The following is a 23,162-nucleotide window of genomic DNA, read 5'->3' on the forward strand; positions in this document are numbered from 1 at the left end:
CCCGTTCCTGCTCCCGTCGGCTTCAGGCGAGGCCGGGGGTGGCGGGCTCGGTCGCGTAGCGGCTCATCGCGTCGGCATTGGCCTGTGGCGTCAACGGCCGGCCCTCGGCGAGCACTTTCTGGAGGTCGCGGAAGTACTGCACGTACAGGTCGGGGGTGAAGGTGCTGAGCATGACGGCGGGTTCGTCGGACGGGTTGGCGAAGGTGTGAGGGGTACCGGGCGGGACCATCACGAGCGTGCCCGTGGAGGCGTCGTACTCCTCGTTCCCGACGGTGAACCGTACGGTGCCGGAAAGGATGTAGAAGCCCTCGTCGTGCCGGGCGTGGCGGTGCTGCGGCGGCCCCTGGGTGTGCGGCGCGAGGACTGACTCGGCGATCGCGAGACGGTGCCCGGTGTGGCTGCCGTCCTCCAGGACGCGCATACGTGTGGAACCCAGAATGATCGACTCGCCGCCGCCGGGGCCCACCACCGACACGCCGGAGATGAACTGCGACTCGTGCGTCTGCGGCTCGCCGGCCTTCGGTTCGCGGGTCTTCGACTCGCCGGTCTTCGCTTCTTCGGTCATGTTCACGAGTCCACCGCCAGGGCCCCACGGCTGTCCAAGACCTGTTACGCGAGGCCGATACCCGCCGGGTATCGTTGCAGGGTGGAGCTACGGACCTTGCGCTACTTCGTGGCCGTCGCCGAGGAACTCCACTTCGGCCGGGCCGCCACTCGGCTGCACATGAGCCAGCCGCCGCTGAGCCGGGCGATCAAGCGGCTGGAGGCCGACATCGGGGCGCTGCTCCTCGACCGCACGCCCACCGGCGTCACGCTCACGCCGGTGGGAGCCGTGCTCCTCGACGAGGCGCGGGCGCTGCTCGACCGAGCCGAGCGGGTCCGGGTACGCGTCAGCGCCGCGGCCGGCAACGCGAGCATCACGGTAGGCATCCTGGGCGACGGCACCGACCCTGGCGTGTCCAGGCTGGCCGCCGCCTACCGCCGTGACCACCCGGGCATCGACATCCGCGTCCGCGACACCGACCTGACCGACCCGACGTGCGGGCTGCGCGCCGGACTGGTCGACCTCGCCCTGACCCGCGCGCCGTTCGACGAGACGGCGCTTACGGTGCGTACGCTGCGGGCCGATCCGGTCGGCGTCGTCCTGCGCGCCGACGACCCGCTCGCCGGCCGCGACCGGCTGCGGCTGGCCGAGCTGAGGGACCGGCGCTGGTTCCAGTTCCCGGAGGGCACCGATCCCGTGTGGCAGGCGTACTGGAACGGCGGAACCCGGCGCGAGGGCCCGGTGGTGCGCGCCGTCCAGGAATGCCTGCAGGCCGTCCTGTGGAACGGCACGGTGGGCCTCGCCCCGCTCGGCCACGACCTGCCCGACGAGCTGGCCGTCGTACCGCTGACCGACATGGCCCCGAGTCGAGTGGTGGCGGTGTGGAACGAGGGTGACACCGACCCGCTGATCCGGTCCCTCGTCGAGATCGCGACGGCGGCGTACCGGCGCTGAGCACTCACCACCGGTGCTCGTGCGCTAGCCCGTGTCACCTGTCCGGGCCGCTCGGGGCATCTTCCAGCACACCCCGGTGGTGATCGGGGCGGGAACATTCACCGGCTCAGTCTCCGTCACCACTCGTCCGGTTCCGCGTTGCGCCGTCCGACCGCGCGACGGAGACTGGCCGCAACGGCGAGGTCGAAGGACGGTGAAGGCCGGCGGGGTGACAGTCCGGAGAGGGGGCTGGGCCATGGGCGACTACGTGGAGCTTCCCGGCGTCAGGACCTGGTACGAGACCGAGGGAAGCGGCGATCCCCTCCTCCTCCTGCACGGCGGCTTCTGCACCATCGAGACATGGGGCGCGCAGCGAGCCGACCTCGCCGCCGCGTACCGGCTGTTCCTTCCCGAACGTCGTGCGCACGGGCGCACCCCGGACGTCGCCGGCCCATTGACGTACGAGGACATGGCCGCTGACACGGGCGACTTCCTGGAGGCGGTCGTGCGGGCGCCGGCCCATCTGGTGGGCTGGAGCGACGGGGGCGTCGTCGCGTTGCTCGTGGCCGCCGCCCGGCCGGACCTGGTGCGCAAAGTGGTGGTGATCGGGGCCGGTTTCCGTCCCGCCGACGAGGCGTTCGTCGAACCGTCGATGCTCGACGCCCTGGCCCACGGCAGCGACGAGCTGGACTTCTTCCGTGCGATGTACGAACCGGTGACCCCGGACGGTGCCGGGCACTGGCCGGTCGTCGCCCGTAAGGTCCTCGACATGTGGCGGGGTCAGCCGACCCTGACCACCGAGGACCTGGGGCGGATCACGGCACCGACACTGGTGATGGTCGGCGACGACGACATGGTGACGCTGGAGCACACGATCGCGCTCTACCGGGCCGTCCCCGGCTCGCAACTGGCCGTCGTCCCCGGCGCCTCGCACCTCGTACCGCTGGAGAAGCCGGCTCTCGTGAACCGGATGATCCTCGATCACCTCGGGCAGGACGCGACGGAGACGATGATGCCCATCCGGCGGGCGGGACGACCGGCCGTCTCCTGAGAGAACCGGTTGCGCGGTCGTGCGTCGGGATCAGCCGCGATCGGAACGTCAGGTGGCGGTGGGCCAGGTTCGCAGCAGGGCGGCGATCCTGCCGACGGTGCAGGCGGGGTCCAGGAGGAGATCCTTGAGGGCGATGGCGTGCTCGCGGGCGGGCTTGACGGAGATCCCGGCCGCTTCCAGGTACATCACGCCGGTGGCGGCGGCGACGGCGAGGTTGGAGCGTTCCAACCAGCGGCACCGGCCCAGGGTGTGGACCAGGGCGGCGGCTTTGGCGTAGGGGCCGTCGTAGACGGGCTGCTCGAACAGCTCGGCCCTGTGGCGCGCGACCGCCGACACGGGGACGCCGTAGTCGTCGGGGGCCGGATCGTCCGCCCCGGCGGCCTCGGCGACCTGCAGGATCCAGGGAACGTCGATGTGCAGTTCCATCAGGCGGCGTTCGCTCCCCGCGGCGTCTGCTCAGCCTGTTCCGCCTCGTCGAAGACCGCCTGGTGCTCGGCCAGGAAGCGGGCAGCCGCGTCCACCGCACGGGCGCGCAGGCCGCTGGCATCGTCCTGCACCAGCCTGGCCAGGTAGTCCCCGATGCTCAGTCCCAGGTCGGCGGCGCGCCTCTTCGCGAGTTCCGCCACGTCCTGATCCACACGCGCACCCAGTTGTGTCTTCGCCATACCGGCATGGTAACAGCTGTTACCATGCCGGGTCAGGAGAATGTTCCCGGTGGCCCGGTACAACCATCGGTGCCGGTGGAGAGTCTGTTTCTGTGACCGGCAGCCTCATGGCCGTCTCGGCCGACCCTGCCGCAGCCTCCCCGGCCAAGCTGGCGGACGACTTCAACGGTGACGGTTACCGGGACCTCGCCATCGGCATGCCCGAGAAGACGATCAACGGCAAGGAGGACGCCGGCGCTGTTCTCGTCACGTTCGGCTCCGCCCACGGCCTGACCAGCAAGCACGTCTACCGATCTGGACCGCGACGGGTACGCGAGGGGGACACTACCTCCGCCACGCCGGAAAACGTTCACCCGTACCAAGGCTCCCACCGGGATCGACGTGACGGGCCAGGATCCCAGCGGCAGCTGGAACATCACGGCAGGCGACTTCGACGGCGACGGCAAGGACGAACTGGCCGTCGTCCGGCCGGACGCCACTCTCGTCTACGGCCAGGAACCCGGCACCGCCGACGCCGCCTCCTTCGCCGTTCGGGCCCGGCTCGGCGGCGGCGACCGCGTGGCGGCCGGAGACCTCAACGGCGACGGCCGCGACGACCTCGCCGTCGCCCTGGCCGACCCGCGCCTCCACGCCAACGGAGTGGCCGACCCCAGCCACGGCGCCGGTTACGTCACCGTCCGCTACGGCGCCCCCGGCATCGACGGCGGTCTGGCCCCCACAGGCCACGTCTACCACCAGGACACCGCCGGCATACCCGGCTCCGACGAGAGCGACGACAACTTCGGCGCGTCCCTGTCCATCGCCGACATCACCGGCGACCACCGCGCCGAACTCGCGATCGGCGTCCCCTACGAGTCCTTCGGACGGACCAGGAGGGCCGGTGACGTCCTCGTGCTGCGCGGTGGTGCCCACGGCCTGACCACCACCGGCGCGGCACGCTACTCACAGGCCACTTCCGGCGTCCCCGGCAGCACCGAGAACAACGACGTGTTCGGCTCCCAGGTCCGTCTCGCCGACCTCAACGGCGACGGCAAGGCGGACCTCGCCGCCTCAGCCCCCGATGAGGACTCCTACCACAACCAGGGCAGCGGTGCCGTCTGGCAGCTGCGGGGCACCAGCACCGGACTGAGCACCCGCGACGTCAGCGTGTTCGGCCCCAAGGACTACGGCGTCGCGCCCGGTTCCGGGATCGGCGAGACCCTGCTCGGCTGAGGACTGGTCGCCAGCGGGATTGCGGCGCGGCCGAGTTCGGCGGCCGCGCCGTGCGGCTGCTCCTCGGGCATCCACGACCGACTGCCGTTCCCGGCTCGCCGCCGGCGTGGTTCATTAGGAGCGAATGTGCGTGTGGGCCTGCTCGATCCACCCCAGCACGGTCTTGGCATCGCAGCTCTCGGCGACCGACTGGGCCTCGTCGAGGTGGCGGGACGCCGTTGCGGGGTCACCCGTTTCGGCCGCGAGGTAGGCCAGCGCCACCAGGCCGGCCGCTTCCCCGGGCCCGAAACCGAGCTCGCGGCGCAGGGTCACCGATTCGGCCAACCGGTCGCGGGCCTGCTCGAAGTCGCCCGCGTTCTTGTCGGCGAAGCCCAGGTGGCGGACCGCATAGGACATCGTCATGCGGTCGTCGACGGATTTCGCCAGCGCGTACGACCGCTCGAAGCATGGCCTGCCGACGGCGTCGTCGCCCTTGACCACCTGGTGCCAGCAGCCGACCCAGAACAACGCGTCCGCCTCACCCGACGCGTCTCCCAGACGCTGGTACAACTCGGCCGCGCGCTCGAACAGCACCAGTTCCTGGCTGTCCTCCACGTGGTCGTTCAGGAAGCGCACGTGCAGTACCTTGCCTCGCGCCATGGAGAGCGGCGCCTCGACCGCGTCCAGCATGTCATCGGACCTGTCCAGCGCGGACGCGTCCCCGCGGAACATCGCCGCTTCGAACAGCTCATCCGCACGTTCGGTCCAGTCCTGCCCCTGCATACTCGAGCCCCTCCCCCGTTGGCCGATGGCAACGCCGAGGCTATCGGCCCCGTACCCCGTGCGCGACGCGCCCGCACTGCTCCATCCGAGTGCATCCGTCATGCGATCGGCCGCGCCCGGACCGCTCAGCGCCCCTCGTCCGGCCCTCGCACCGCGAGGATGGCCGGTGACCGGCGCGACGGCGCGAGCGGAACGCATACCTCTCGGGAGACGGACCACCTGTGAGCATCCTCAACGAACCTCAGGGCTCCGCGCCAGCCGAGGACACCTACGCCGACGAGCTACCCCTCAGGCGCAAGCAGCCCGGCAACGTCGTGGTGAAGTGGCTGACGACCACCGACCACAAGACGATCGGCACGCTGTATCTGACGACGTCGTTCATCTTCTTCCTGGTCGGCGGCGTGATGGCGCTGCTGATCCGCGCCGAGCTCGCTCGCCCCGGCCTGCAGATCGTCTCCAAGGAGCAGTACAACCAGCTGTTCACGATGCACGGCACGATCATGCTGCTGATGTTCGCCACCCCGCTCTTCGCCGGCTTCACCAACTGGATCATGCCGCTGCAGATCGGCGCCCCCGACGTCGCGTTTCCCCGGCTGAACATGTTGGCCTACTGGTTCTACTTGTTCGGTTCGCTGATCGCGGTGGGCGGCTTCATCACGCCGCAAGGTGCGGCGGACTTCGGCTGGTTCGCGTACACCCCCTTGTCGGACGCTGTACGGTCGCCTGGCTTCGGGCCGAACATGTGGATCCTGGGGTTGGCCTTCTCGGGCTTCGGCACCATCCTCGGTGCGGTCAACTTCATCACCACGATCATCTGCATGCGCGCACCGGGCATGACGATGTTCCGCATGCCGATCTTCACCTGGAACGTGCTGCTGACCGCGGTCCTGGTCCTGTTCGCTTTCCCGGTGCTGGCCGCCGCACTGTTCGCCCTGGCAGCGGATCGCATCCTCGGCGCCCACGTGTACGACGCGGCCAACGGCGGAGCGATCTTGTGGCAGCACCTCTTCTGGTTCTTCGGCCATCCAGAGGTGTACATCATCGCGCTGCCGTTCTTCGGAATCGTCACCGAGGTCATCCCGGTCTTCTCCCGCAAGCCGATCTTCGGATACATGGGCCTCGTCGCGGCGACCATCTCGATCGCCGGATTGTCCGTGACGGTGTGGGCGCATCACATGTTCGTGACCGGTGCCGTGCTGCTGCCGTTCTTCTCCTTCATGACGTTCCTCATCGCCGTACCCACCGGCGTGAAGTTCTTCAACTGGATCGGCACCATGTGGCAGGGCTCCTTGTCCTTCGAGACACCCATGCTGTGGGCCGCAGGCTTTCTCGTCACCTTCCTGTTCGGCGGCCTGACCGGTGTCATCCTGGCTTCGCCGCCGCTGGACTTCCACGTCTCCGACTCGTACTTCGTGGTGGCGCACTTCCATTACGTCGTCTTCGGGACCGTCGTGTTCGCGATGTTCTCCGGCTTCCACTTCTGGTGGCCGAAGATGACCGGCAAGATGCTCGACGAACGACTCGGCAAGATGACCTTCTGGACGCTGTTCGTCGGCTTCCACGGCACGTTCCTGGTCCAGCACTGGCTCGGCGCCGAAGGCATGCCCCGCCGTTACGCCGACTATCTCGCCGCAGACGGCTTCACCACGCTGAACACCATCTCCACCATCAGCTCCTTCCTCCTCGGCCTGTCGATGCTCCCCTTCCTCTACAACGTGTGGAAGACGGCCAAGTACGGCAAGCCGGTCGGCGTGGACGACCCGTGGGGCTACGGCCGTTCGCTGGAGTGGGCGACCTCCTGCCCGCCGCCGCGCCACAACTTCCTCACCCTGCCCCGCGTCCGCAGCGAATCCCCCGCCTTCGACCTCCACCACCCCGACATCGCGATGAACGAACACGAGGGCCACCTTCCGGCCGGCGCCCAGAACTCCGGCCCCGGACTCCGATGAACGGCCGAAACCCCCATCCCGGCCACCACCCGTCGGAGCCCGGCCCCGAGAAGGCCGGCCCACCCCATCCGAACGCGGGAAAAGTCCTCAGCAACCAGGTCGAGGGCTATCTCCTCTGGCAGGCCAGGATCACGGAATCCGAGCAGCGGGCACGTGAGTTCACGGCGCCTCTGGACTGGCTTACCACATCCCAACGGGTCGCCATCGAACAGGCCTACACCGCCGACAGCCTCCAACGTGCCCGCACCGACCTCGAACACATCGCCGGCCGCTGCATCCAGATCCGCGCCGAGTACGAGCACCGCTACCGGCAACTGCGCCGCCGCTGCCTCGCCTGGACCCTCGGCATCGGCACCGCCCTCACGACGGTCACCACCGCCCTCGCTCTCCTCCGCACCCACTGAGGTCTTGGCCACGGGGCGATCCGTGGCGGGCGCCGAGCCGGTCAGCGCGCCACGCGGTGGCGGAGGTAGGCGACTCCGGAACCGAAAGCGCGGGTTTCGACGAGTTCGAGGTCCACTCGGCGCTCGTGCCGTGGGAAGAACGGGATACCGCCGCCGACCAGCACCGGGTAGACCCTGGCCCGGTACTCGTCGATCAGCCCCGCCGCGGCCACCTCGGCGGCGAGAGTCGCGCCGCCGATCGCGATGTCACCCTCTCCCGGCTCGGCTCGCAATCGCTCGATCTCCTCCGCCAGGCCGCCGGAGGCCAGCCGTGCGTTGCCCTGGACCGCCGGCAAGGTGGTGGAGAACACCACCTTGGGGAGTGACTTCCAGATCGTGGCGAACTCGCGCGTCGAGAAGTCCATCGCGGGGTCCTCGTCGGCGGTCTCCCAGTACAGCATCGTCTCGTACAGCCGTCGTCCCAGCAGGTGGACACCGAGCTGTCGCACCTCGTCCGTGGCGAGGCGGAAGACCTCCTCGTCGGGCACCGACCAGTTGAAGCCGCCGTCCGGTCCGACGATGTAGCCGTCGAGTGAGACGCTCATCGAATAGGTCACGCTGCGCATCGCGAGTCCCCTTTGGTGACGGGTACGGGTTCGACAGTACGACCGCCGGACACCGCGGGACTCATCGCGGCGCGCGGAACCTCGTGTGCGCCGCTCGGGTGAACTGCGGAAGCGACGCGAACCCGTGCGACACGTCCGAGCGTCGTGAGGTGCATGGAAGTGATCAACGAGGTTCACGTGCCGGAGCCGGGCCTGATCGTTGTCGACATCACGGCCGCCGACGACCAGACGGCGTTCGCCTTCGTCGCCGCGCTCGCCGCGATGTGGGCGACGACCGCCGTGGAACGCACCAACCGCGCTCCCGGACAGTTGGGCGTCCGGCTGCGCTGCAGTCTGGACATGCGCCAGCGCCCCTAGGCCGCACGTCCGCATCCTCAGCCATGAGCCCTGTCCCTGTGCGGCCAGTCGCTGACCGCGGCAGGCACAGGGCTCGACCGGTGACGGGCCGGGGCGACGCCGTCGCCTGCTACGCCAGGGGGCCCAGCGGGATGTCGACGTAGGACTCGGCGCCCTGCGGCGAGGAGATCTCGATGGTGGACGGCGTGGTGTTGGCGTCGGCGAACAACCGGTCGTGCGAGCCGATGATCAGCTGGAGCTGGCGGCCCTGGCGCAGCACGTAGTGGGCGGGCTGCAGCGGGAAGGTCACCGTGGTGGCCTTGTCGGCCTGCCGGCCGGTGAGGGTGTACGGGGCGTGGGTGATGATGGCGGCGTTGCCGGTCGCCGGGTCGCAGTCCATCAGGTAGGCCACGATGGTGGCGTTCCTTGCCGTGGGCTTGACGGTCACCCGGAGCTCCAGTTCGCCCTGGACACGCATCGGTTGGTCCAGGGGCGTCGAGGTCCAGATCAGGACCTGGTCACGGTCGATGCCGGCGGTCCGGTAGAGGTGGGGCATGCCCATGCGCTCCGCCATACCCGTCTTGATCAGCTGCGGGGCGGCGACGGCTTCGGTTTCCTGGCCGGTGGTCTGCAGGGAGCGGGTCCAGCCGGGCTGCGGTTGCCCCTGGGACATGGGCGCGTCGGGTCGGCCCGAGGGCGCGGCGGCGAGGTGGAACCGCTTGCGGGGCAGGAGGTAGGCCTCCCACTTGGGATGGGACACGTCGGAGAGGAGGTTGTGCATGTACTCCGAGCGCACTCCGAACTGCGGCTTGGCTCCGTCGCCCGCACTGCCACCGAGGTGGTGGTCCATCCAGCGGTAGGTCATCTCGGTCGGCTTGGAGATCAGGCCCAGCATCCCGGCCAGTTCGCCGTTTCCGTGGTCACCGATCTGGACGAGCAGCGACTTCGGGCCCTGCAGGTGGTTGAAGAAGTCCACGACCGCCGGCACCGAGAAGATGGTCTCGTGCCAGTAGGTCGTCATCAGGATCGGCAAGTCCGCGCCGTACTCCTTCAGGTGGTGCCTCGGTGAGCGGACCCGGGCGAACTCCTTGACCTCGTCGTCGATGACGTTGCTGCGGATCTTGTCGATGATCTTGCGGAACTCCTTCGAGCACCGCTCCTCGTTGAAGAGTTTCACCAGCGCCTCGAAGGCCTGGATGTGCCGGGTGTCGTTCTGGTACAGCGAGGCCAGCAGGTCTCCCCAGGCGCTGGCGCCGGCCACGGCCTTGACCCGCTTGTCCTCGGCAGCCAGCAGCAGGCTGGTTCCGGCGCCGTAGGACGCGCCGAAGCAGCCGATCCGGTCGGCGTCGACACCTTGCGTCCCGGCCAGCCACTCGAGGATCTCGACGCCGTCGGCGACGTCCCGGGGGCCGGCGACCTGGATGTCGCCCCCGGACTCGGCCAGGCCCCGCTGACTGTAGGCCAGGACGGCGTAGCCGCCCAGGGCCCAGCGCGGGAACATCCCGAGATAGGCTCTGCGGCCGATGTCGACGAGCGGGGCGGGCATGAGGATCGTGGGACAGCCCTGGCCGGGTGCGAGGTGGCGGGGGACGCTGAGCGCCGCGTCGATCTGCGTCCCGTCCGACATGGTGATCGGGAGCTCCCGGTACTCGGCGATCTCCGCGTACACCTCGTAGGTGTCGGCCAGGCCCCACTGGTCGAGCTTTCCGATGCGCCGCGGCGACGGGTCGAGCATCGCGTCGCGCATCGCGTCCAGTTTGGCGAGGCTTTCCGGGTCGAGCGTGAACGGGGCGGCCGAGTGGTCGTCAACAGGCATGACGGAACCTGCCTTCCTTTGTGGGGGGCTGCGCATGAACGCGCAAGCGCGAAGAGGAGCACGCCCCGGTCTCAGCGGGACGGGAAGAGGGCGGTGGTCTTCGTTCCAGACGCACCGAACACAATGCGTAGCCTAGCAAGTGCGTAGAGTTATGCCACTTGGAACAGCCCTTGGCATATGCGCAGCATTCCGACCGGCAGCCGGGCTTCGTCGCACGTGTGGACGTGGACGCGGGCTCCTGACGGGGTCAGGCGGGCCGGAACCAGGGTGAGACGGTCTCGCGGTAGTTGTGTGCCCAAGGCGATGGCCCGCTCGTGGTAGGCGTGCTCGCTCAGACCCGCCCGGCTGGTCCAGCTCTCGGGGATCAGCAGGCCGATGACGTGGCCGATGACGGACCGTGTCGTGGCTCCAGCGGTCGCGGTAGAAGACGTCACCCTCGCGGCCCCCTCCAGGAAGACCGCCCGCTGGCCGGGCGACACCTGGCGCCTCGTGAAGAAGCGGCCCGCCCTCAGCAGGGCGTCCGCGGGGGACGACGGCTCGGGGATCGCGGTCACACATGGCAGTAATCCACCTCGGCTGCGGGACGGCGAGCCTTCCGGGCATTCGGAGCATTCGGGTGGGCGGTGCCGTGTGCCTCGGCGACCGCGGTGCGGCGCCCGCCTCAGTGGTGCGGGGACACCAAGGGGACATGCGCCGGCGGTCGGGCGCGCAGGGCCGCGCCGCTCCTTCGGCCATATGTGTTCCACCAGATACGCAGCCGGTCGCGAATCATCATCTGTCTCCTTCGCCTCGGGACATTCGGCATTCGGGGAGGTGCCCCGGTGTGCCTCGGTGTCTTCAGACTCCGGAAAGCACCGCGGCTCCCGCATCGCCCGATCGGCCCACCGGCCGGAGGACGCCGGCGTTCGGCCGGCGGCCCCGCGAATTCGGGGTTCCCGCGCGTGTGTCATCCCGAAAATCACTCGGTACGCTCAGCTACTTTGAGGCCATGGGAAAGTCCGACCGTCCATGCTCTGGCCGGGTGCGTCGGCGGCTGGTCGTCCTTTTGCTCTCCACCGTCGCGCTGACGGCCCTTTCGGGACTGTCGGTCTCCCCGGCCGCAGCCGCGCCCACCTGCCGCGTCGGCGCGTATGTCACCGACCTCTACGGCCTGGACGTCTCCCCGCGGACCATCAACGCCGACTTCTGGCTGTGGAGCGTGTGTCCGAGCGCCACGCTCGACGCCACCCGCCGTCTGGAGTTCGTCAACGCCACGACGGTCACCCAGAGCGACAGGTCCGTGGAGAAGGTCGGCAACGAGTACTGGTCCCAGGTGAAGGTCTCCGGCACGTTCCGCCAGCAGTTCGACCTCAGCGAATATCCGTTCGACCGCCAGGACGTCCGGATCCAGGTGGAGGACTCGGAATTCAATTCCGCCCAGTTCGGCTACACCGCCGACACCGCGGACTCAGGCTATGACCACGCCATCAACCTCGAAGGGTTCAAGATCAAGGACTTTGGCGTCCGAGTGGTCACCCACACCTACCAGACCTCTTTCGGCGACCCACGTATCACGCACGGCAAGAACAGCGAGTACAGCCAGTTCGTCATCGCCCTCAAGCTCGAACGCGACGACCTGGCCGGCTTCATCCGACAGGCCTGGCCCGCCTACGTCGGTTTTCTGATCTCCTTCATCTCCTACTGGATCTGGGCCCCCGAATTCCTCACCGTCCTCGGCGCGCGTTTCGGCATTCTCGGCGCCTCCCTCTTCAGCGTCGTCGTCAGCATGCGGGCCGTCAGCCTCACCGGCACCTCCTTCGGCGTCACCCTGGTCGACCAGATCCACCTGGCCACCCTCCTGTACACGCTGGTCGGCGTGGGCTGCACGACGTACATCCTGTGGAGCTGGTCCAAGACCGAGAGGAGAGCCCTGGTCCGGCGCACCAACACGGTCGTGGCCATCACCACCACCGTGATCTACCTCGTCGCCAACGCGGTCAGCATCGGGTTCGCCGTCACCTGAGCGCCTGGGCGCACACCCGGCAGGACAGAGGGCAGTCGCTTCGGCGGGCTGCCGCGTCAGGCGTCCGCCGAGGCGGCCACCCTGACCGTGCCCAGGCTCGGGTCGGTGGCGTCGGGCAGGTTCATGCCCGCCTCCCTGCCGGTGGTCAGGTAGCGCAGTACCGGTTCGGTGAGGCGTTCGCCGGGCAGGACGGCGGGGATGCCGGGCGGGTACGGGGTGATCATTTCTGCCGCGACACGGCCCACCGCCTCGTCCACCGGTACGTGCTCCGCCGGCCCGAAGAACGCGTCCCGGGGCAGCCGGGCCTGCTCCATCCGCAGGTCGCCCGGCGGGGGCACGTCCACCCGCGGGCCGGGTGCCATGCCGACGGCGGCCTGCGCCAGTGCCTTCAGGGCGCCGACCAGTTCGGCGGCCGTCTCGGGGTCGTCCCCATGAGTGATCTGGGCGCTGATACGGCGGTGGTCCACCAGGTGCGCGTCGAGCCCGCGATGGGCGCGCAGCCAGTCGGCGGCCTGGTACCCGGTGATGTCCAGGGCCGATACGTCCATGATCACCGGTAGCGGATCGAAGTCGTCCGCTCGCCCTGGTCCGCAGAAGTCGTCGCGGTCGTTGACGTGCAGGCCGTCGATCTCTTCGATGGCCGACCGGGCCTCTGCCGCGAGGTCGATCGCGGTGCCCATGAGCTCGGGGCCGCGCAGGGCCATCTGACGGCGCCAGCCGTCCAGTCCCGCGTAGATCAGGACGGAGGGGCTGGTGGTGCTGAGCAGGTCGGACCGCGTCTTCAGCAGCTCCGGCGGCACGAGGTCACCCTGGAGGTGGAAGACGGAACCCTGCTCCAGGCCGCTGCCCATCTTGTGGATGCTGGTGACGCAGATGTCGGCGCCCGCGTCCATCGCCCACGACGGCAGGGCCGGATGGAAGGGCAGATGGGCGCCCCATGCCTCGTCGACGATGAGCGGCAGACCGCGCCGGTGGCAGACGTCGGCGACCGACCGCAGGTCGGCGCAGGCGCCGTACGGAGTAGGACTGGTGATCAGCGCGCCCTTCGCCTCCGGGTGGGCCCGGAAGGCCGCCTCGAAGTCGGCGGCCGCCGGCGGGTGGGCGAGGGACCGCTCCGCGTCCCAGCGAGGTTCGACCCAGACGGGCTCGATTCCGGCCAGCACCAACCCGGACACGACCGACTTGTGGGCGTCCCTGCCGATCAGCAGTTTCTCGTGCGGTCCGGCGACCGCCAGCATCGCCGCCTTGACCGACAGCGAGCTGCCGCACGTCGTGAAGAACGTGTGCTCGGCGTGGACGGCGTCCGCCATCAACCGCTCGGCCCGTTCCAGCACTTTCCCACGGGTGAGCCGGTCGTCGAGGCCGCCCGAGGCCAGCACGTCGCCGAGGAACACGGCGTCCCCCAGCACGTCCCGCACCGCCGGATCGGCGCCGTGGGCCTGCTTGTGCCCGGGCGGGGTGAAGGACAGCTGCCCGCTGCGACGGTACTCGACGAGTGCTTCCAGAACGGGGGCTCGGGTGTGGTCAACAGCCATGGCGGCACTGGTTCCCGTCTGCGGTGGCTTCAAGCAGCGCCCCGGCGGAACGCCTCACCGGAGCCCAACCCGGGCCCTTCCCCGCGCCACGCCGTCCGCTGAGGCGGACAGGCCGCGGCGCCTCGGGTAGAACGATGTCGGCTCCTGCTGCAAACGGAGCCGGAGCGGGCCCGAGGCAAGGGGCGCTCCCGGCATGAGCGAAGGATCGATCGATGGCCAGCGGCACCGTGAAGTGGTTCAACTCCGAGAAGGGATACGGCTTCATCGCCCAGGACGGAGGTGGCCCGGACGTCTTCGCGCACTACTCCGAGATCCAGGGCAGCGGATACCGGGAGCTCACCGAGGGCGAGCACGTCACCTTCGAGATCGGACAGGGGCAGAGGGGACCGCAGGCTCAGAACATCGTGCGCGGCTGAGCGTCCGAGCATCCCCGCGGGGGCGTGCCGCCGTGCGGCCGCCCCCGCGGGTGCGTCGATGCCGGGATGCGTCGATGCCGCGGCCCAGGCGCTCTGTACGGGTGACACCGTCCGTGTCGGAGTGGTTTTGGAGTGCGATGTTGCGACATTTTGGACCGCAAGGAATTCGTATCTCCTATTCACCGCACGAAAGGACTGTCCGTGAAACGAGCCGGCGTCTACACCATTCTGTCTTTCGCCGCCGCCATGACGCTGACCGGCACCGCAGCAGGCCAGGCGTCCGCACATTCCCACCGCGATACCGCGCTCCCCGTCGCGGGCACCGTTATCATTAACAACGGCTTTTACGGGGATATCACCAACGAGGGGAAGGGCAACACCAATAATATTCATATTGGAAATGGCCCGGGCGGAACGCAGGGCGGGGCCGGGATCACCCAGGGCGGCACCGGCAACGTGAACAGCGCCATGCTGGGCGGCACCAAGAACACCCAGGGCGGCGCGCAGGGCGGCACCGGCAACGTCCAGGGCGGGACCCAGGGCGGTGCCCACAACACGGACACCCAGGGCGGGACGCAGGGTGGCACCAACAACACCCAGGGCGGCACGCAGAGCGGGACCCGCAACACGCAGGGCGGAACCCAGAGCGGCACGGGCAACACGCAGGGCGCCGTCACGGGCGCGACGCAGACCGGCGCCAAGCAAGCCGCGGAGGACATCGCCTACACGGCGGACCGCATCATCGCCGACACGTTCAAGACGGTCAACGAGCAGATGATGACGCCACTGCCGTAATCCACGCACACCCCCAGGGGCCGCCGGAGCGCATGCTTCCGGCGGCCCCCGCCGTATCTCAGGCGATGAGCGGCGGTCCACCACCGGCGGAGGTGCGGGTCAGCCGGTCGTTGGCCCGTCGGAGAGAACAGGCCCACTTCAACGCCCGCACTACCTGAGGCGCATCACGCCCGTACGACCTGAGGCGCATCACCCGCCCGGCACCGTATGGCGGTCAGGCCCGGGCGAGTTGTTCCAGACGCTCGTGCAGGCGCTCCACGTAGGTCTCGGATTCCGGCTTCATCAGGACGCTGCGCAGGATGCGTGCTCCGTCGGCGTCCGTGACGACCTTGGGGTGCAGGGCGGCGAAGCGGTCGGCGTCGACGCGAAGTGTGCTGAGGAAGACCGGGTCCTGGCCGTCGTTCATGCCTTCCTGCAGGATGCGATTGCTGGCGGCGTCGATCTCCGAGAGAGCCGTCCGGCCGGCCTTCGGGAAGTAGCTGACGATGTCGAGCTGCGGGGCCTGGTAGAGCTCCAGGTGCTCGGACCGCTCGATCAGCTCGGCCCAGTGCAGGGCGGCACGCCGGCCGGCCGCCAGTACCCGCCCCAGTCCGTCGCGGGTGGGCGGCAGCAACTGGAAGGTGAGCCACAGTGCGGCGGCGGCCGCGCCGGCACGGGAGCACTCCAGGCTGATCTCGCCCAGGTGCAGCTCGTCGGAGGTGAAGTACGTGTACGGCGAATCGTGCAGGTAGAAGCGGCCGACGGTGGGGTCGCGGAAGAGGACGGCGCCGCAGCCGTAGGGCTGAAGACCGTGCTTGTGCGGGTCCACCACTATGGAATCGGCCTGGGCCACGGCTCGCCAGGGTTCGGCCGGCAGCCCCTCGGGGCCCTCCGCCCCGGCCAGCAGGGTGAAGAACCCGCCGTAGGCGGCGTCGACGTGGATCCGGACGCCGTGGCGTTCGCGCAGGGCGAGGGCTTCGTGGACCGGTTCGACGGCGCCGAGGCCGGTGGTTCCTGCGGTGAGCACGACGGTGCCGACCCTGCCGCCGCGCAGCAGTTCCTCCAGCGCGGCGAGGTCCATGCGGCCGAGGTCGTCGGTGGGTACGGGGAACCCCTCCACGCCCAGGACCCCGCACATCCGGCCGTGGGTGTAGTGGGCCTCGGTGCTGTAGGCGACGCCCTTCCCCGGGTGCAGCTCGCGGGCGACGAACAGGGCTTCCAGGTTGGCGATCGTGCCGCTGGTGGTGAGATGGCCGAGGTGGGTGTCGTAGCCGAACATCGCGGCCAGTTGCTGGACGGCCTCACGCTCCATCGCAGCGGTGGCGGGGCCGCCGTCCAGGGCGTGGTTGTTCGGGTTGATCAGCATCGCGGTGAGGTAGCCCACGACGGCCGCGGGGTGGGGCGGCTTGAGCATCTGGCCCGCGTAACGGGGGTGGAAGAAGGGGTAGTTGTCCTTCAGTCGCCCGGTGAACTCCTCGAAGACCGTGGCGAATCGGTCGTCGTCCACCTGTAGTGCCGGGTGAGGCTGGTAGGGGCCGAAGGTCCCGGCCCAGTCCTGTATCGCGTGCGTGGCCCGGCCCAGCCAGTGCTGCAGCTCCACGGCTTGCTCCTCTCCCTCTGCTTCGTCGGCGCGTGACCCCACCCTAGGGATTAGCTGACTACTCAGCAATTGACTGCTCAGAGATTGAGACAGCAGTAGATGAGGTGGCAGTAAACTCAGCGACGATGAACGCCACGCCTCAGCACGACGACCTCGCGGCCCGAGCCGCCAACAGCCGGCTCGTCCAGGACTTCGGCCTGCTGATCAAGTCCGCCACCCGACTGGAACAGCGGATCGACACAGCCCTGCGGCAGGAGTGCGGGATCAGCCACACCATGCTGGAGGTGCTCATCCGGCTCTGCCGGCGTCCCGACGAGGAGGTCTCCCAGCGGCAGCTCGCCGACGACCTCACCCTCACCAGCAGCGGCACCACCCGCTTGATCGACCGCATGGAGGACGCCGGCCTGGTGCAGCGCCTCGCCTCGCCCGGAGACCGGAGGGTCGCGTTCGTCCAGCCGACCGCCGAGGGCCGTGCGGCCTTCCTGCGTGCCGCGGCCGTCCACAGCCGCGTGGTGGAGGAGTACTTCGTCAAGCCGCTGGCCGCCGAGGACTACGCGCACCTGACCAGCGCGCTGGGACAGATCGACAAGGCGCTGCGTGACGGTGATCAGTGAGGATCGCCGAGGGTCGCTGACGGTCTCCTGCCCCCCCGAGGGTTGCGCCGGCCCTGCCCCCCCGTCAGCGGTCGATCGCCGGCAGGCAGCACGCTACCGGCGGGCGGTGGTGCCGCCCGGGCTAGCGGACCTGAGCGTCGGCCCCACTCGACGAGTGCCCGGGCGGGGTTCGGTGGGGCCGGGCAACTCTCGCAGGAGTCGGCTACGTTGGCCGCCATGACTGAACTGGGACGCGTCGCCTGGCCGCCTGCCCCGATACGGACCGAACGGCTCGTGCTTCGTGAGTCCGAGGTCCGGGACCGGGCGGGGTTCGTCGAGTTGTTCGCGTCACCGGAGGTGGGCGCCTACACCGGTGGCTCTCGACCGCGCGATGAACTCGAACGCCTGGTGCCCGAGGTGCCCGGCCGGCGTCGCGGCCTCTTCGTGATCGAGCTCGGCGGGACGATGATCGGCGTGATCGAGCTCAACCGGCGTGACGCGGAGCGTCGGAGCAAGGTCCGTCCCGACGCCGGGGAGGCCGAACTCGGCTACCTGCTCCTGCCGGAGGCATGGGGACATGGGTACGCCGCCGAGGCGTGTGCGGCGGCGCTCGGCTGGTTCGCCGACGCGCTTCCCGGTGAGCCGGTCGAGCTCGCCACCCGGACCGCCAACGAACGCTCGATGCGCCTCGCGGCGAAGCTGGGGTTCAGCGAGGTGCGACGTTACGTGGAGTACGGCGCCGAGCAGTGGTTCGGCGTGTGGTCGTCGGTCCCTCCGCGCTGATCGAGGCCACCTGCGGGGTCAGGACCGGTCTGTGGGTGCGTGCTGCGCTGCCGCCTCCCGGGAGGGCTCAGCCGTCGCCGGGTACCAGGCCGGGGGTCAGGCGGCGGGTGAGCGTCAGGACGGCCAGGCCGAGGGCGAAGCCGTAACAGGCCACGAGGCCGTGGCCGTTGTCCTGCGCGAGCCACATGGCGAGGCCGGCCGCGGGGACACTCGCCGCGAGCAGGCGGTCCTTGGTGGCGGTGCTGGTCAGGATGACGCCTGCCGCGAGGGTGGCGGCGAGGAAGTAGGTCGCGCCGGAACTGCCGGCGAAATCGCGCGGGTCGGTGCTGCGGGCGGTCTCCCCGAAGAGGGCGTCGATGTGCTGGGGCAGCAGGATGCCGGCGGCGAACAGCGCGAGCATCAGCGGCCAGTGCCAGAACCACTGGGCCAGTGCCGCGATCGCGGCGAGGGTGAGGATGTTCCAGGCGCCCCCGAGGACGCCGCCGTTCTGCATGAACACCGACGTCACCACGCGCCACCAGCCGGTCCTGCGGGGATCGCTGTCCAGTGCGTCCATCGCACCCGACCACACCACCTGGAGCAGCACCGCTCCGACCGCCACGGCGGTGAGAGCGGCGGCCGCCCAGGGAAAGGGCCGCCGTCGGATCGTCTCCTCGCCCACGAGCAGTACGCCGGCCTTGAACATCAGCACCAGCAGTGCCGCTGTGGTGACGTTGAACAGAATCGTGCTCACGCCGCTCGACCCCCATATGAAAAATGTTGATCAGGTCGATGAGCACCCTAGCCCTCTCGGGCGCTGCCTGTCCGGGCCGCCCCGGTCGGACGAGTCGGCAGGTCAGGCCGCGTACCGGGCGGCCTGTTCCGGATCGGTGACGTCCTTGCGTGTCACGGCCAGGTAGACCACCAGGGCAAGGATGACGGTGAGGAACAGGGCGCTGGTGACCACGGTGCCCAGGCCGACGCCACCGTCGCCCGTCGGCTGCGAGAGGTAGTCGCCGATGGACGCGCCGAGGGGGCGGGTGAGGACGTAGGCGATCCAGAAGCTCCACACCGCGTTCAGGCCGAGGGCGAAGTGTGCGACGGCCACGGCGGCGATGGCCGCCGCGAACAGCACGGCGGACAGCCAGTACCCGAGGTCCATGCGTTCGGAGACGAGGTCACCGGCGGCGGTGCCCAGGGCGAAGGTGAACAGCACCGCGAGCCAGTAGAAGGACTCGCGGCTCGTGGTGTCGATGTGGTGGATGGACAGGGTGCGTTCGCGCCGGTACCAGACGGCGAACACGACGGCCAGGAAGACGGCGAAGACCGTCGTGCTGGTCTCCAGCGGCACGCCCAAGTTGTCGGTGAGGTTGTCGCTGATCAGGGTGCCTACGACGCTGATCAGAGCCACGGCGAGCCAGTACACGCCCGGCCGGTACGTCCTCGTGCGGAACTGCACCACGAGGACCACCGCCAGCAGCGCGCTCATGAGCACCGACACACCGGTCAGGCCGAGGCCGGCCTTCTCGTTCAGCAGGTCGGCAGCGGTCTCGCCGACCGTGGTGCACAGCACCTTGATGATCCAGAAGTAGGCGGTGACTTCCGGCACCTTGTTCCAGCGCGGGCGGCGCGCGGCGGGAGTGGCGGGCTCGCCGCTCCCGGGGATCGCGGATGGCTTGGACATCTCGAAGGTCATGGTCAGCGACCGTGCCACCGGACCCCTGAACGCATCCTGACCGCCGGCCGGCAGGCGCGCCGGCGGTCGTCTGGCGCCCTTCGGTGAGGGACCCCGGCTCACGCGGGCCGGCCGACGGGACGGCGGCCGGCGGCGGACGGGCTCGTCCGGTCACGGTCGCCCCGTACCAGCGTCCGTATGATTCCCGCTCCGGTCAGTCAGTACGGCCGTGGCGTGCAGGGCCACGGCCGACGTTCTCCGGGTAGACGACGTCGCTCTGGTGCGCCAGCGCGACGTACACAGTGGCCGGCAGCCGCCAGCCCCTCCAGGCGAACATGGAGCCCGAACCCAGCCAGCCGAGCGCGAGCAGGAGTGCATAGGGAAGCCGCGTCGCCCGGCGCCTGACGAGAGCCGCTGCAGCGGCGGCTGTGACCAGGGCCCGGCAGGCGCTGACCCCGACGATGATGTGCCAGCCGGCCGGACGCTCGTCGCGGGCGGGTGATACCCAGGGGGCCGCCGGCCGCCCAGTAGAGCCAGGCCAGGCCGGTCACCGCCGCGGTCATGGCGGGCCAGAGCGTTCCTGAGGCATTGCGGGCTCCGGGGCGCTCCGGTCGGCGCAGTGCGGGGGGCCGGCGGCGCCGCGGCTCGGCTCGGCTACGACGGGATCCGGAGGGCGAGCAGGGCGACGTCGTCGTGGCCGGGTGGGTGGACGCGTTCGAGGAGCTGGTCGGTGAAGGACGACAGCGGGCGGTGGGCCAGGGCGGCGGCGTGCTGCCGCAGGCGGTTCAGGCCGTCGTCGAGCGTGCGGCCGGGGACCTCCACGAGGCCGTCGGTGTACAGCAGGACGGTGCTGCCCGGTGGCAGCGGCACCGTCGCGTCGCGCCGGGTGGTGTGGACCCCGGTGCCCAGCAGCAGACCGTGGCCTTCGGTGAGGTATTCGGCCAGTCCGTCGCGGGTGACGAGCAGGGGCGGCGGGTGGCCCGCGTTGGTCCAGGTCAGTCGCCACTGCCCGTCGTCGCGGGTGATGCGGGCCAGGATGAGCGTGGCCATGGCGACGTCGGTGATGGGCATGATCGCCTCGTCGAGGCGCTCGACGATCCGGCTGGGGGGCTCGTGGTGGCCCCAGGCGTAGGCGCGCAGCATGTTCCGCAGCTGGGCCATGCCGGCGGCGGCCTCCAGGTCGTGGCCGACGACGTCCCCGACGGCCAGGGCGGTGGCGCCGTCGGACAGCGTGAAGGCGTCGTACCAGTCACCGCCGACCTGCGAGGCGTCGGGGGCGGGCAGGTAGCGGACGGTCATGTGCAGTCCGGGTACCCGCGGCATCTGCGGCAGCAGGTGGTTCTGCATCGTCTCGGCGACCTTGCGCTGGCGCTGGTAGAGGCGGGCGTTGTCCAGCGCGAGTCCGGCCCGGCGCGCGATGTCCTCGAACAGCGGCAGGTCGGCGACGGTGTAGTTCCCCGGCTTCCGGGTACGGCCCAGGGTCATCGCCCCCAGCACCTCCCGGGCGCCTCTGATGGGCGCGATGGCGGCGGAATGCATACCGGAGGCGTCGAAGAGGTGGCGCTGCTCGACCGCGATGCCGGAATCCGGGGCGACCTGATAGGTCTCGGGTCCGGCCAGGGTGGAGGCGACGCCGCGCAAGGCCCGTGACAGGGGCCGCGGAGACGTCTCGGGGACCGGGGGCATCGGCCCCTCCAGCTCCGCGTGGTGCACGAACCGGTCGCCGTCGGCCTCGACCACGGAGGCACGCCACACCTCGTCGCGTTCGGTGATCAGGTCGATGACGACCCAGTCCGCCAGTCTGGGCAGGACGAGGGAGACCAGCCGGCGCAGCGCCTCGTCGACGTCCAGGGTCGAGGTCAGCTGAGTCGTGGTCTCCGCCAGCAGCGCAAGTCGCTCCAGCTCACTCAGCTCGGCCGCGCCGCCCGGTCCCGGCCCGGCGGCCGGGCGCTCCACGGGGTGGAACACGACGAGGGTGTGGGACGGGCGGTCGCCGGGGCCGTACGGGGTGACGAGCCACGAGATGGGCAGCAGCGAGCCGTCGGCGCGGACGAAGTAGTCCTCGTTGCCCTGCGCCGGACGTCCGGCGTGGAAGGCCTGCCGCATGTTGCACCGTGTCGCCGGCAGGGACTGGCCGAGCGGCCCCCGGTGCAGGAGGTCGTGGGCGTCCTTGCCGACGAGTTCGTCCGCGGTGCGGCCCAGCAGGCGCTCGGCCCGCTCGTTGGCCACGACGATGCGACCCTGTTCGTCCACGACGTACGCACCGGCCCCAATGGCCTCCAGTGCCATATCCGGCCCTGTCATGCCTCGCCTCCTGCGGTCGACTGCTACGGCTCCGTCTGCCGCTTCGCTGTACCCGCGTACGGCGACCTCACCGGCACCTGTGCTCCTCCGTGCCCCGCCGGGCCCGATGATCTCGCACCATTGTCGGTCCCCCACGTCCGAGGGGCCTGGCATGGGGAACAGCCGGGTACGTACGTACCGTCGGCCGGCAGGACCATCGCGGCCGGTGGTGTTCAATCACCGTATGAGCAACGCAGACCGTCACGCGCTGATCGCGCAGGCCGTCAGGGAGTCGGGCAGTGTCACGGTCCAGGAACTCGCCGAGCTGACCGGCGCCTCCGAGATGACCATCCGGCGCGACCTCGACGGGCTGGCCGCGCAGGGGGTCCTGGAACGTGTCCGCGGTGGGGCTCGCACGCTGCTGCTCAGGGGCGAGGAGCCGCCCTTCGCCTTCCGGTCCCGTGAGGCCGTCGACGCCAAGCGCAGGATCGCGGCCGAGGTGGCCTCGATCGTCGCCGACGGCGAGACCGTCGTCCTGGACAGCGGTACCACCTGCGTGGAGGTGGCCCGGCTGCTGCGGCAACGGCCCGTGACCGTCATGCCCCTGTCCTTGCAGGCCATCCATGTGCTCAGCGACCCCCCGGGCCCGGCCGCGCTGATGGTGCCCGGCGGCCGGCCCCGCGCCGCCGAGGGGGCCCTGACCGGCCCGCTCACCCTCGCCTCACTGGCCGCGCTGCGCTTCGACACCGCGATCGTCGGCTGCTGCGGGCTGAGCGCGGCCGAGGGCCTGACCGCGTACGACCTCGACGACGCGGCGGTGAAGAAGGCGATCATCGCCTCCGCCCGCCGCATCGTCGTCGCGACGGACAGCAGCAAGCTCGGCCGCACCGCCCATGCCTACGTCGGCCCCTCTGCGCTCCTGCACACCCTCGTCACCGACACCGCGGCACCGGCCGACGCGGTGGCCGCGCTCGAAGGTGCAGGCACGGTCGTCAAGAGCGTCTGACGTCCGCGAGCAGGCTGGTGCCCCGCGGAGTGTGTCTCCGCGGGGCGCCGATCCTTCAGTGATGAGCTGATCAGCCCTGGGTGCCGCCCTGGGTGTTCCCGGAGCCGCCGCCCTGGGTGCCGCCCTGGGTGTTGCCGTTGCCGGCACCCTGGGTGCCGCCCTGGGTGTTGCCGTTACCGGCACCCTGGGTGCCGCCCTGGGTGTTGCCGTTACCGGCACCCTGGGTGCCGCCCTGGGTG

24 protein-coding genes and 1 pseudogene are annotated in these 23,162 nt (G+C 70.0%); 13 read left to right on the top strand and 12 right to left on the bottom strand.

Annotated elements, in window-relative coordinates; translation table 11 throughout:
* Positions 1 to 22: 22 nt before the first annotated feature.
* Positions 23 to 565, bottom strand: coding sequence for a cupin domain-containing protein (locus tag PV343_RS07625; protein ID WP_319146005.1), 543 nt, complete (start codon positions 563 to 565; stop codon positions 23 to 25).
* Between the two features lie 81 nt (positions 566 to 646).
* Here PV343_RS07625 and PV343_RS07630 point away from each other — a divergent pair, with 81 nt between their 5' ends.
* The gene (locus tag PV343_RS07630) at positions 647 to 1,498 is read left to right on the top strand and encodes a LysR family transcriptional regulator (RefSeq protein WP_319146006.1); all 852 of its coding nucleotides are present in this window, start codon (positions 647 to 649) and stop codon (positions 1,496 to 1,498) included.
* A 235-nt stretch (positions 1,499 to 1,733) separates the two neighbouring features.
* Complete coding sequence (locus PV343_RS07635; RefSeq protein WP_319146007.1) at positions 1,734 to 2,528, top strand: alpha/beta fold hydrolase; 795 nt, start codon at positions 1,734 to 1,736, stop codon at positions 2,526 to 2,528.
* A gap of 48 nt (positions 2,529 to 2,576) precedes the next feature.
* Here PV343_RS07635 and PV343_RS07640 read toward each other — a convergent pair whose 3' ends face one another.
* Together PV343_RS07640 and PV343_RS07645 are read right to left on the bottom strand one after the other, a co-directional pair.
* The gene (locus tag PV343_RS07640) at positions 2,577 to 2,954 is read right to left on the bottom strand and encodes a fic family toxin-antitoxin system, toxin component (protein WP_133924844.1); all 378 of its coding nucleotides are present in this window, start codon (positions 2,952 to 2,954) and stop codon (positions 2,577 to 2,579) included.
* Positions 2,954 to 3,193: a hypothetical protein gene (locus PV343_RS07645; protein WP_319146008.1), complete on the bottom strand. Its 240-nt coding sequence runs from the start codon at positions 3,191 to 3,193 to the stop codon at positions 2,954 to 2,956. Before PV343_RS07645 ends, PV343_RS07640 begins: the two co-directional genes overlap by 1 nt.
* A 107-nt stretch (positions 3,194 to 3,300) precedes the next feature.
* Here PV343_RS07645 and PV343_RS07650 point away from each other — a divergent pair.
* Together PV343_RS07650 and PV343_RS07655 are read left to right on the top strand one after the other, a co-directional pair.
* Positions 3,301 to 3,399 (top strand): annotated as a pseudogene (locus tag PV343_RS07650) (hypothetical protein); the annotation flags it as partial.
* A gap of 175 nt (positions 3,400 to 3,574) precedes the next feature.
* On the top strand, positions 3,575 to 4,405 hold the full coding sequence (locus tag PV343_RS07655; RefSeq protein ID WP_319146009.1) for an FG-GAP and VCBS repeat-containing protein: 831 nt from the start codon (positions 3,575 to 3,577) through the stop codon (positions 4,403 to 4,405).
* A gap of 114 nt (positions 4,406 to 4,519) precedes the next feature.
* Here PV343_RS07655 and PV343_RS07660 read toward each other — a convergent pair whose 3' ends face one another.
* Positions 4,520 to 5,167 carry a tetratricopeptide repeat protein gene (locus tag PV343_RS07660; protein WP_319146010.1) on the bottom strand — a complete coding sequence of 216 codons (648 nt, stop codon included), beginning with the start codon at positions 5,165 to 5,167 and terminating at the stop codon, positions 4,520 to 4,522.
* Between the two features lie 221 nt (positions 5,168 to 5,388).
* Between PV343_RS07660 and ctaD the strand changes: the two genes are divergently transcribed.
* Together ctaD and PV343_RS07670 are read left to right on the top strand one after the other, a co-directional pair.
* Positions 5,389 to 7,116 (top strand): cytochrome c oxidase subunit I, encoded by a 1,728-nt coding sequence (gene ctaD / locus PV343_RS07665; protein ID WP_401701847.1) that lies wholly within the window; start codon positions 5,389 to 5,391, stop codon positions 7,114 to 7,116.
* Entirely contained in the window at positions 7,113 to 7,520 is a 408-nt protein-coding gene (locus PV343_RS07670) for a cytochrome C oxidase subunit I (RefSeq protein WP_319146011.1), read from the top strand. Before ctaD ends, PV343_RS07670 begins: the two co-directional genes overlap by 4 nt.
* 41 nt (positions 7,521 to 7,561) lie before the next feature.
* Here PV343_RS07670 and PV343_RS07675 read toward each other — a convergent pair whose 3' ends face one another.
* Positions 7,562 to 8,125: a dihydrofolate reductase family protein gene (locus PV343_RS07675; protein WP_319146012.1), complete on the bottom strand. Its 564-nt coding sequence runs from the start codon at positions 8,123 to 8,125 to the stop codon at positions 7,562 to 7,564.
* Positions 8,126 to 8,278: 153 nt separating this feature from the next.
* Between PV343_RS07675 and PV343_RS07680 the strand changes: the two genes are divergently transcribed.
* The gene (locus tag PV343_RS07680; RefSeq protein WP_319146013.1) at positions 8,279 to 8,482 is read left to right on the top strand and encodes a DUF6207 family protein; all 204 of its coding nucleotides are present in this window, start codon (positions 8,279 to 8,281) and stop codon (positions 8,480 to 8,482) included.
* A 109-nt stretch (positions 8,483 to 8,591) separates the two neighbouring features.
* Here PV343_RS07680 and PV343_RS07685 read toward each other — a convergent pair whose 3' ends face one another.
* Together PV343_RS07685 and PV343_RS07690 are read right to left on the bottom strand one after the other, a co-directional pair.
* Positions 8,592 to 10,277, bottom strand: coding sequence for a CocE/NonD family hydrolase (locus PV343_RS07685; RefSeq protein WP_319146014.1), 1,686 nt, complete (start codon positions 10,275 to 10,277; stop codon positions 8,592 to 8,594).
* A gap of 149 nt (positions 10,278 to 10,426) precedes the next feature.
* Positions 10,427 to 10,831 carry a respiratory nitrate reductase subunit gamma gene (locus PV343_RS07690; RefSeq protein WP_319146015.1) on the bottom strand — a complete coding sequence of 135 codons (405 nt, stop codon included), beginning with the start codon at positions 10,829 to 10,831 and terminating at the stop codon, positions 10,427 to 10,429.
* A 434-nt stretch (positions 10,832 to 11,265) separates the two neighbouring features.
* Between PV343_RS07690 and PV343_RS07695 the strand changes: the two genes are divergently transcribed.
* The gene (locus PV343_RS07695) at positions 11,266 to 12,279 is read left to right on the top strand and encodes a hypothetical protein (RefSeq protein ID WP_319146016.1); all 1,014 of its coding nucleotides are present in this window, start codon (positions 11,266 to 11,268) and stop codon (positions 12,277 to 12,279) included.
* 56 nt (positions 12,280 to 12,335) lie between these two features.
* On the opposite strand, the gene PV343_RS07700 is transcribed toward PV343_RS07695, so the two are convergent.
* On the bottom strand, positions 12,336 to 13,814 hold the full coding sequence (locus PV343_RS07700) for an aminotransferase class I/II-fold pyridoxal phosphate-dependent enzyme (RefSeq protein WP_319146017.1): 1,479 nt from the start codon (positions 13,812 to 13,814) through the stop codon (positions 12,336 to 12,338).
* Positions 13,815 to 14,026: 212 nt separating this feature from the next.
* Here PV343_RS07700 and PV343_RS07705 point away from each other — a divergent pair, with 212 nt between their 5' ends.
* Together PV343_RS07705 and PV343_RS07710 are read left to right on the top strand one after the other, a co-directional pair.
* Positions 14,027 to 14,230 carry a cold-shock protein gene (locus PV343_RS07705; protein ID WP_319146018.1) on the top strand — a complete coding sequence of 68 codons (204 nt, stop codon included), beginning with the start codon at positions 14,027 to 14,029 and terminating at the stop codon, positions 14,228 to 14,230.
* A 201-nt stretch (positions 14,231 to 14,431) separates the two neighbouring features.
* Entirely contained in the window at positions 14,432 to 15,025 is a 594-nt protein-coding gene (locus PV343_RS07710; protein ID WP_319146019.1) for a hypothetical protein, read from the top strand.
* Positions 15,026 to 15,239: 214 nt separating this feature from the next.
* Here PV343_RS07710 and PV343_RS07715 read toward each other — a convergent pair whose 3' ends face one another.
* On the bottom strand, positions 15,240 to 16,604 hold the full coding sequence (locus PV343_RS07715; RefSeq protein WP_319146020.1) for a pyridoxal phosphate-dependent decarboxylase family protein: 1,365 nt from the start codon (positions 16,602 to 16,604) through the stop codon (positions 15,240 to 15,242).
* A gap of 125 nt (positions 16,605 to 16,729) precedes the next feature.
* Here PV343_RS07715 and PV343_RS07720 point away from each other — a divergent pair, with 125 nt between their 5' ends.
* On the top strand, positions 16,730 to 17,218 hold the full coding sequence (locus tag PV343_RS07720) for a MarR family winged helix-turn-helix transcriptional regulator (protein ID WP_319146021.1): 489 nt from the start codon (positions 16,730 to 16,732) through the stop codon (positions 17,216 to 17,218).
* Positions 17,219 to 17,434: 216 nt separating this feature from the next.
* Positions 17,435 to 17,980: a GNAT family N-acetyltransferase gene (locus tag PV343_RS07725; RefSeq protein ID WP_319146022.1), complete on the top strand. Its 546-nt coding sequence runs from the start codon at positions 17,435 to 17,437 to the stop codon at positions 17,978 to 17,980.
* Positions 17,981 to 18,047: 67 nt separating this feature from the next.
* On the opposite strand, the gene PV343_RS07730 is transcribed toward PV343_RS07725, so the two are convergent.
* The 3 genes from PV343_RS07730 to PV343_RS07740 all read right to left on the bottom strand — a co-directional run bounded on the left by PV343_RS07730 (position 18,048) and on the right by PV343_RS07740 (position 21,938).
* Positions 18,048 to 18,713: a hypothetical protein gene (locus tag PV343_RS07730; RefSeq protein ID WP_319146023.1), complete on the bottom strand. Its 666-nt coding sequence runs from the start codon at positions 18,711 to 18,713 to the stop codon at positions 18,048 to 18,050.
* 102 nt (positions 18,714 to 18,815) lie between these two features.
* Positions 18,816 to 19,655: a hypothetical protein gene (locus tag PV343_RS07735; protein WP_319146024.1), complete on the bottom strand. Its 840-nt coding sequence runs from the start codon at positions 19,653 to 19,655 to the stop codon at positions 18,816 to 18,818.
* A gap of 633 nt (positions 19,656 to 20,288) precedes the next feature.
* Positions 20,289 to 21,938 carry a SpoIIE family protein phosphatase gene (locus PV343_RS07740; protein WP_319146025.1) on the bottom strand — a complete coding sequence of 550 codons (1,650 nt, stop codon included), beginning with the start codon at positions 21,936 to 21,938 and terminating at the stop codon, positions 20,289 to 20,291.
* A gap of 223 nt (positions 21,939 to 22,161) precedes the next feature.
* Between PV343_RS07740 and PV343_RS07745 the strand changes: the two genes are divergently transcribed.
* Positions 22,162 to 22,923 carry a DeoR/GlpR family DNA-binding transcription regulator gene (locus tag PV343_RS07745; RefSeq protein ID WP_319146026.1) on the top strand — a complete coding sequence of 254 codons (762 nt, stop codon included), beginning with the start codon at positions 22,162 to 22,164 and terminating at the stop codon, positions 22,921 to 22,923.
* Positions 22,924 to 23,162: the final 239 nt, after the last annotated feature.

It is taken from the genome of Streptomyces sp. WI03-4A (assembly GCF_033792105.1).
GTDB classification, from domain to species: Bacteria; Actinomycetota; Actinomycetes; order Streptomycetales; family Streptomycetaceae; genus Streptomyces; species Streptomyces collinus_A.

Excerpts from the sequence above, each read along its gene's own strand:
- PV343_RS07625 (WP_319146005.1), bottom strand. The coding sequence starts at position 565 with ATGACCGAAGAAGCGAAGACCGGCGAGTCGAAGACCCGCGAACCGAAG.
- PV343_RS07635 (WP_319146007.1), top strand. The coding sequence starts at position 1,734 with ATGGGCGACTACGTGGAGCTTCCCGGCGTCAGGACCTGGTACGAGACC.
- PV343_RS07640 (WP_133924844.1), bottom strand. The coding sequence starts at position 2,954 with ATGGAACTGCACATCGACGTTCCCTGGATCCTGCAGGTCGCCGAGGCC.
- PV343_RS07645 (WP_319146008.1), bottom strand. The coding sequence starts at position 3,193 with ATGGCGAAGACACAACTGGGTGCGCGTGTGGATCAGGACGTGGCGGAA.
- PV343_RS07660 (WP_319146010.1), bottom strand. The coding sequence starts at position 5,167 with ATGCAGGGGCAGGACTGGACCGAACGTGCGGATGAGCTGTTCGAAGCG.
- PV343_RS07670 (WP_319146011.1), top strand. The coding sequence starts at position 7,113 with ATGAACGGCCGAAACCCCCATCCCGGCCACCACCCGTCGGAGCCCGGC.
- PV343_RS07675 (WP_319146012.1), bottom strand. The coding sequence starts at position 8,125 with ATGCGCAGCGTGACCTATTCGATGAGCGTCTCACTCGACGGCTACATC.
- PV343_RS07680 (WP_319146013.1), top strand. The coding sequence starts at position 8,279 with ATGGAAGTGATCAACGAGGTTCACGTGCCGGAGCCGGGCCTGATCGTT.
- PV343_RS07685 (WP_319146014.1), bottom strand. The coding sequence starts at position 10,277 with ATGCCTGTTGACGACCACTCGGCCGCCCCGTTCACGCTCGACCCGGAA.
- PV343_RS07695 (WP_319146016.1), top strand. The coding sequence starts at position 11,266 with ATGGGAAAGTCCGACCGTCCATGCTCTGGCCGGGTGCGTCGGCGGCTG.
- PV343_RS07700 (WP_319146017.1), bottom strand. The coding sequence starts at position 13,814 with ATGGCTGTTGACCACACCCGAGCCCCCGTTCTGGAAGCACTCGTCGAG.
- PV343_RS07705 (WP_319146018.1), top strand. The coding sequence starts at position 14,027 with ATGGCCAGCGGCACCGTGAAGTGGTTCAACTCCGAGAAGGGATACGGC.
- PV343_RS07720 (WP_319146021.1), top strand. The coding sequence starts at position 16,730 with ATGAACGCCACGCCTCAGCACGACGACCTCGCGGCCCGAGCCGCCAAC.
- PV343_RS07725 (WP_319146022.1), top strand. The coding sequence starts at position 17,435 with ATGACTGAACTGGGACGCGTCGCCTGGCCGCCTGCCCCGATACGGACC.
- PV343_RS07735 (WP_319146024.1), bottom strand. The coding sequence starts at position 19,655 with ATGACCTTCGAGATGTCCAAGCCATCCGCGATCCCCGGGAGCGGCGAG.
- PV343_RS07740 (WP_319146025.1), bottom strand. The coding sequence starts at position 21,938 with ATGACAGGGCCGGATATGGCACTGGAGGCCATTGGGGCCGGTGCGTAC.
- PV343_RS07745 (WP_319146026.1), top strand. The coding sequence starts at position 22,162 with ATGAGCAACGCAGACCGTCACGCGCTGATCGCGCAGGCCGTCAGGGAG.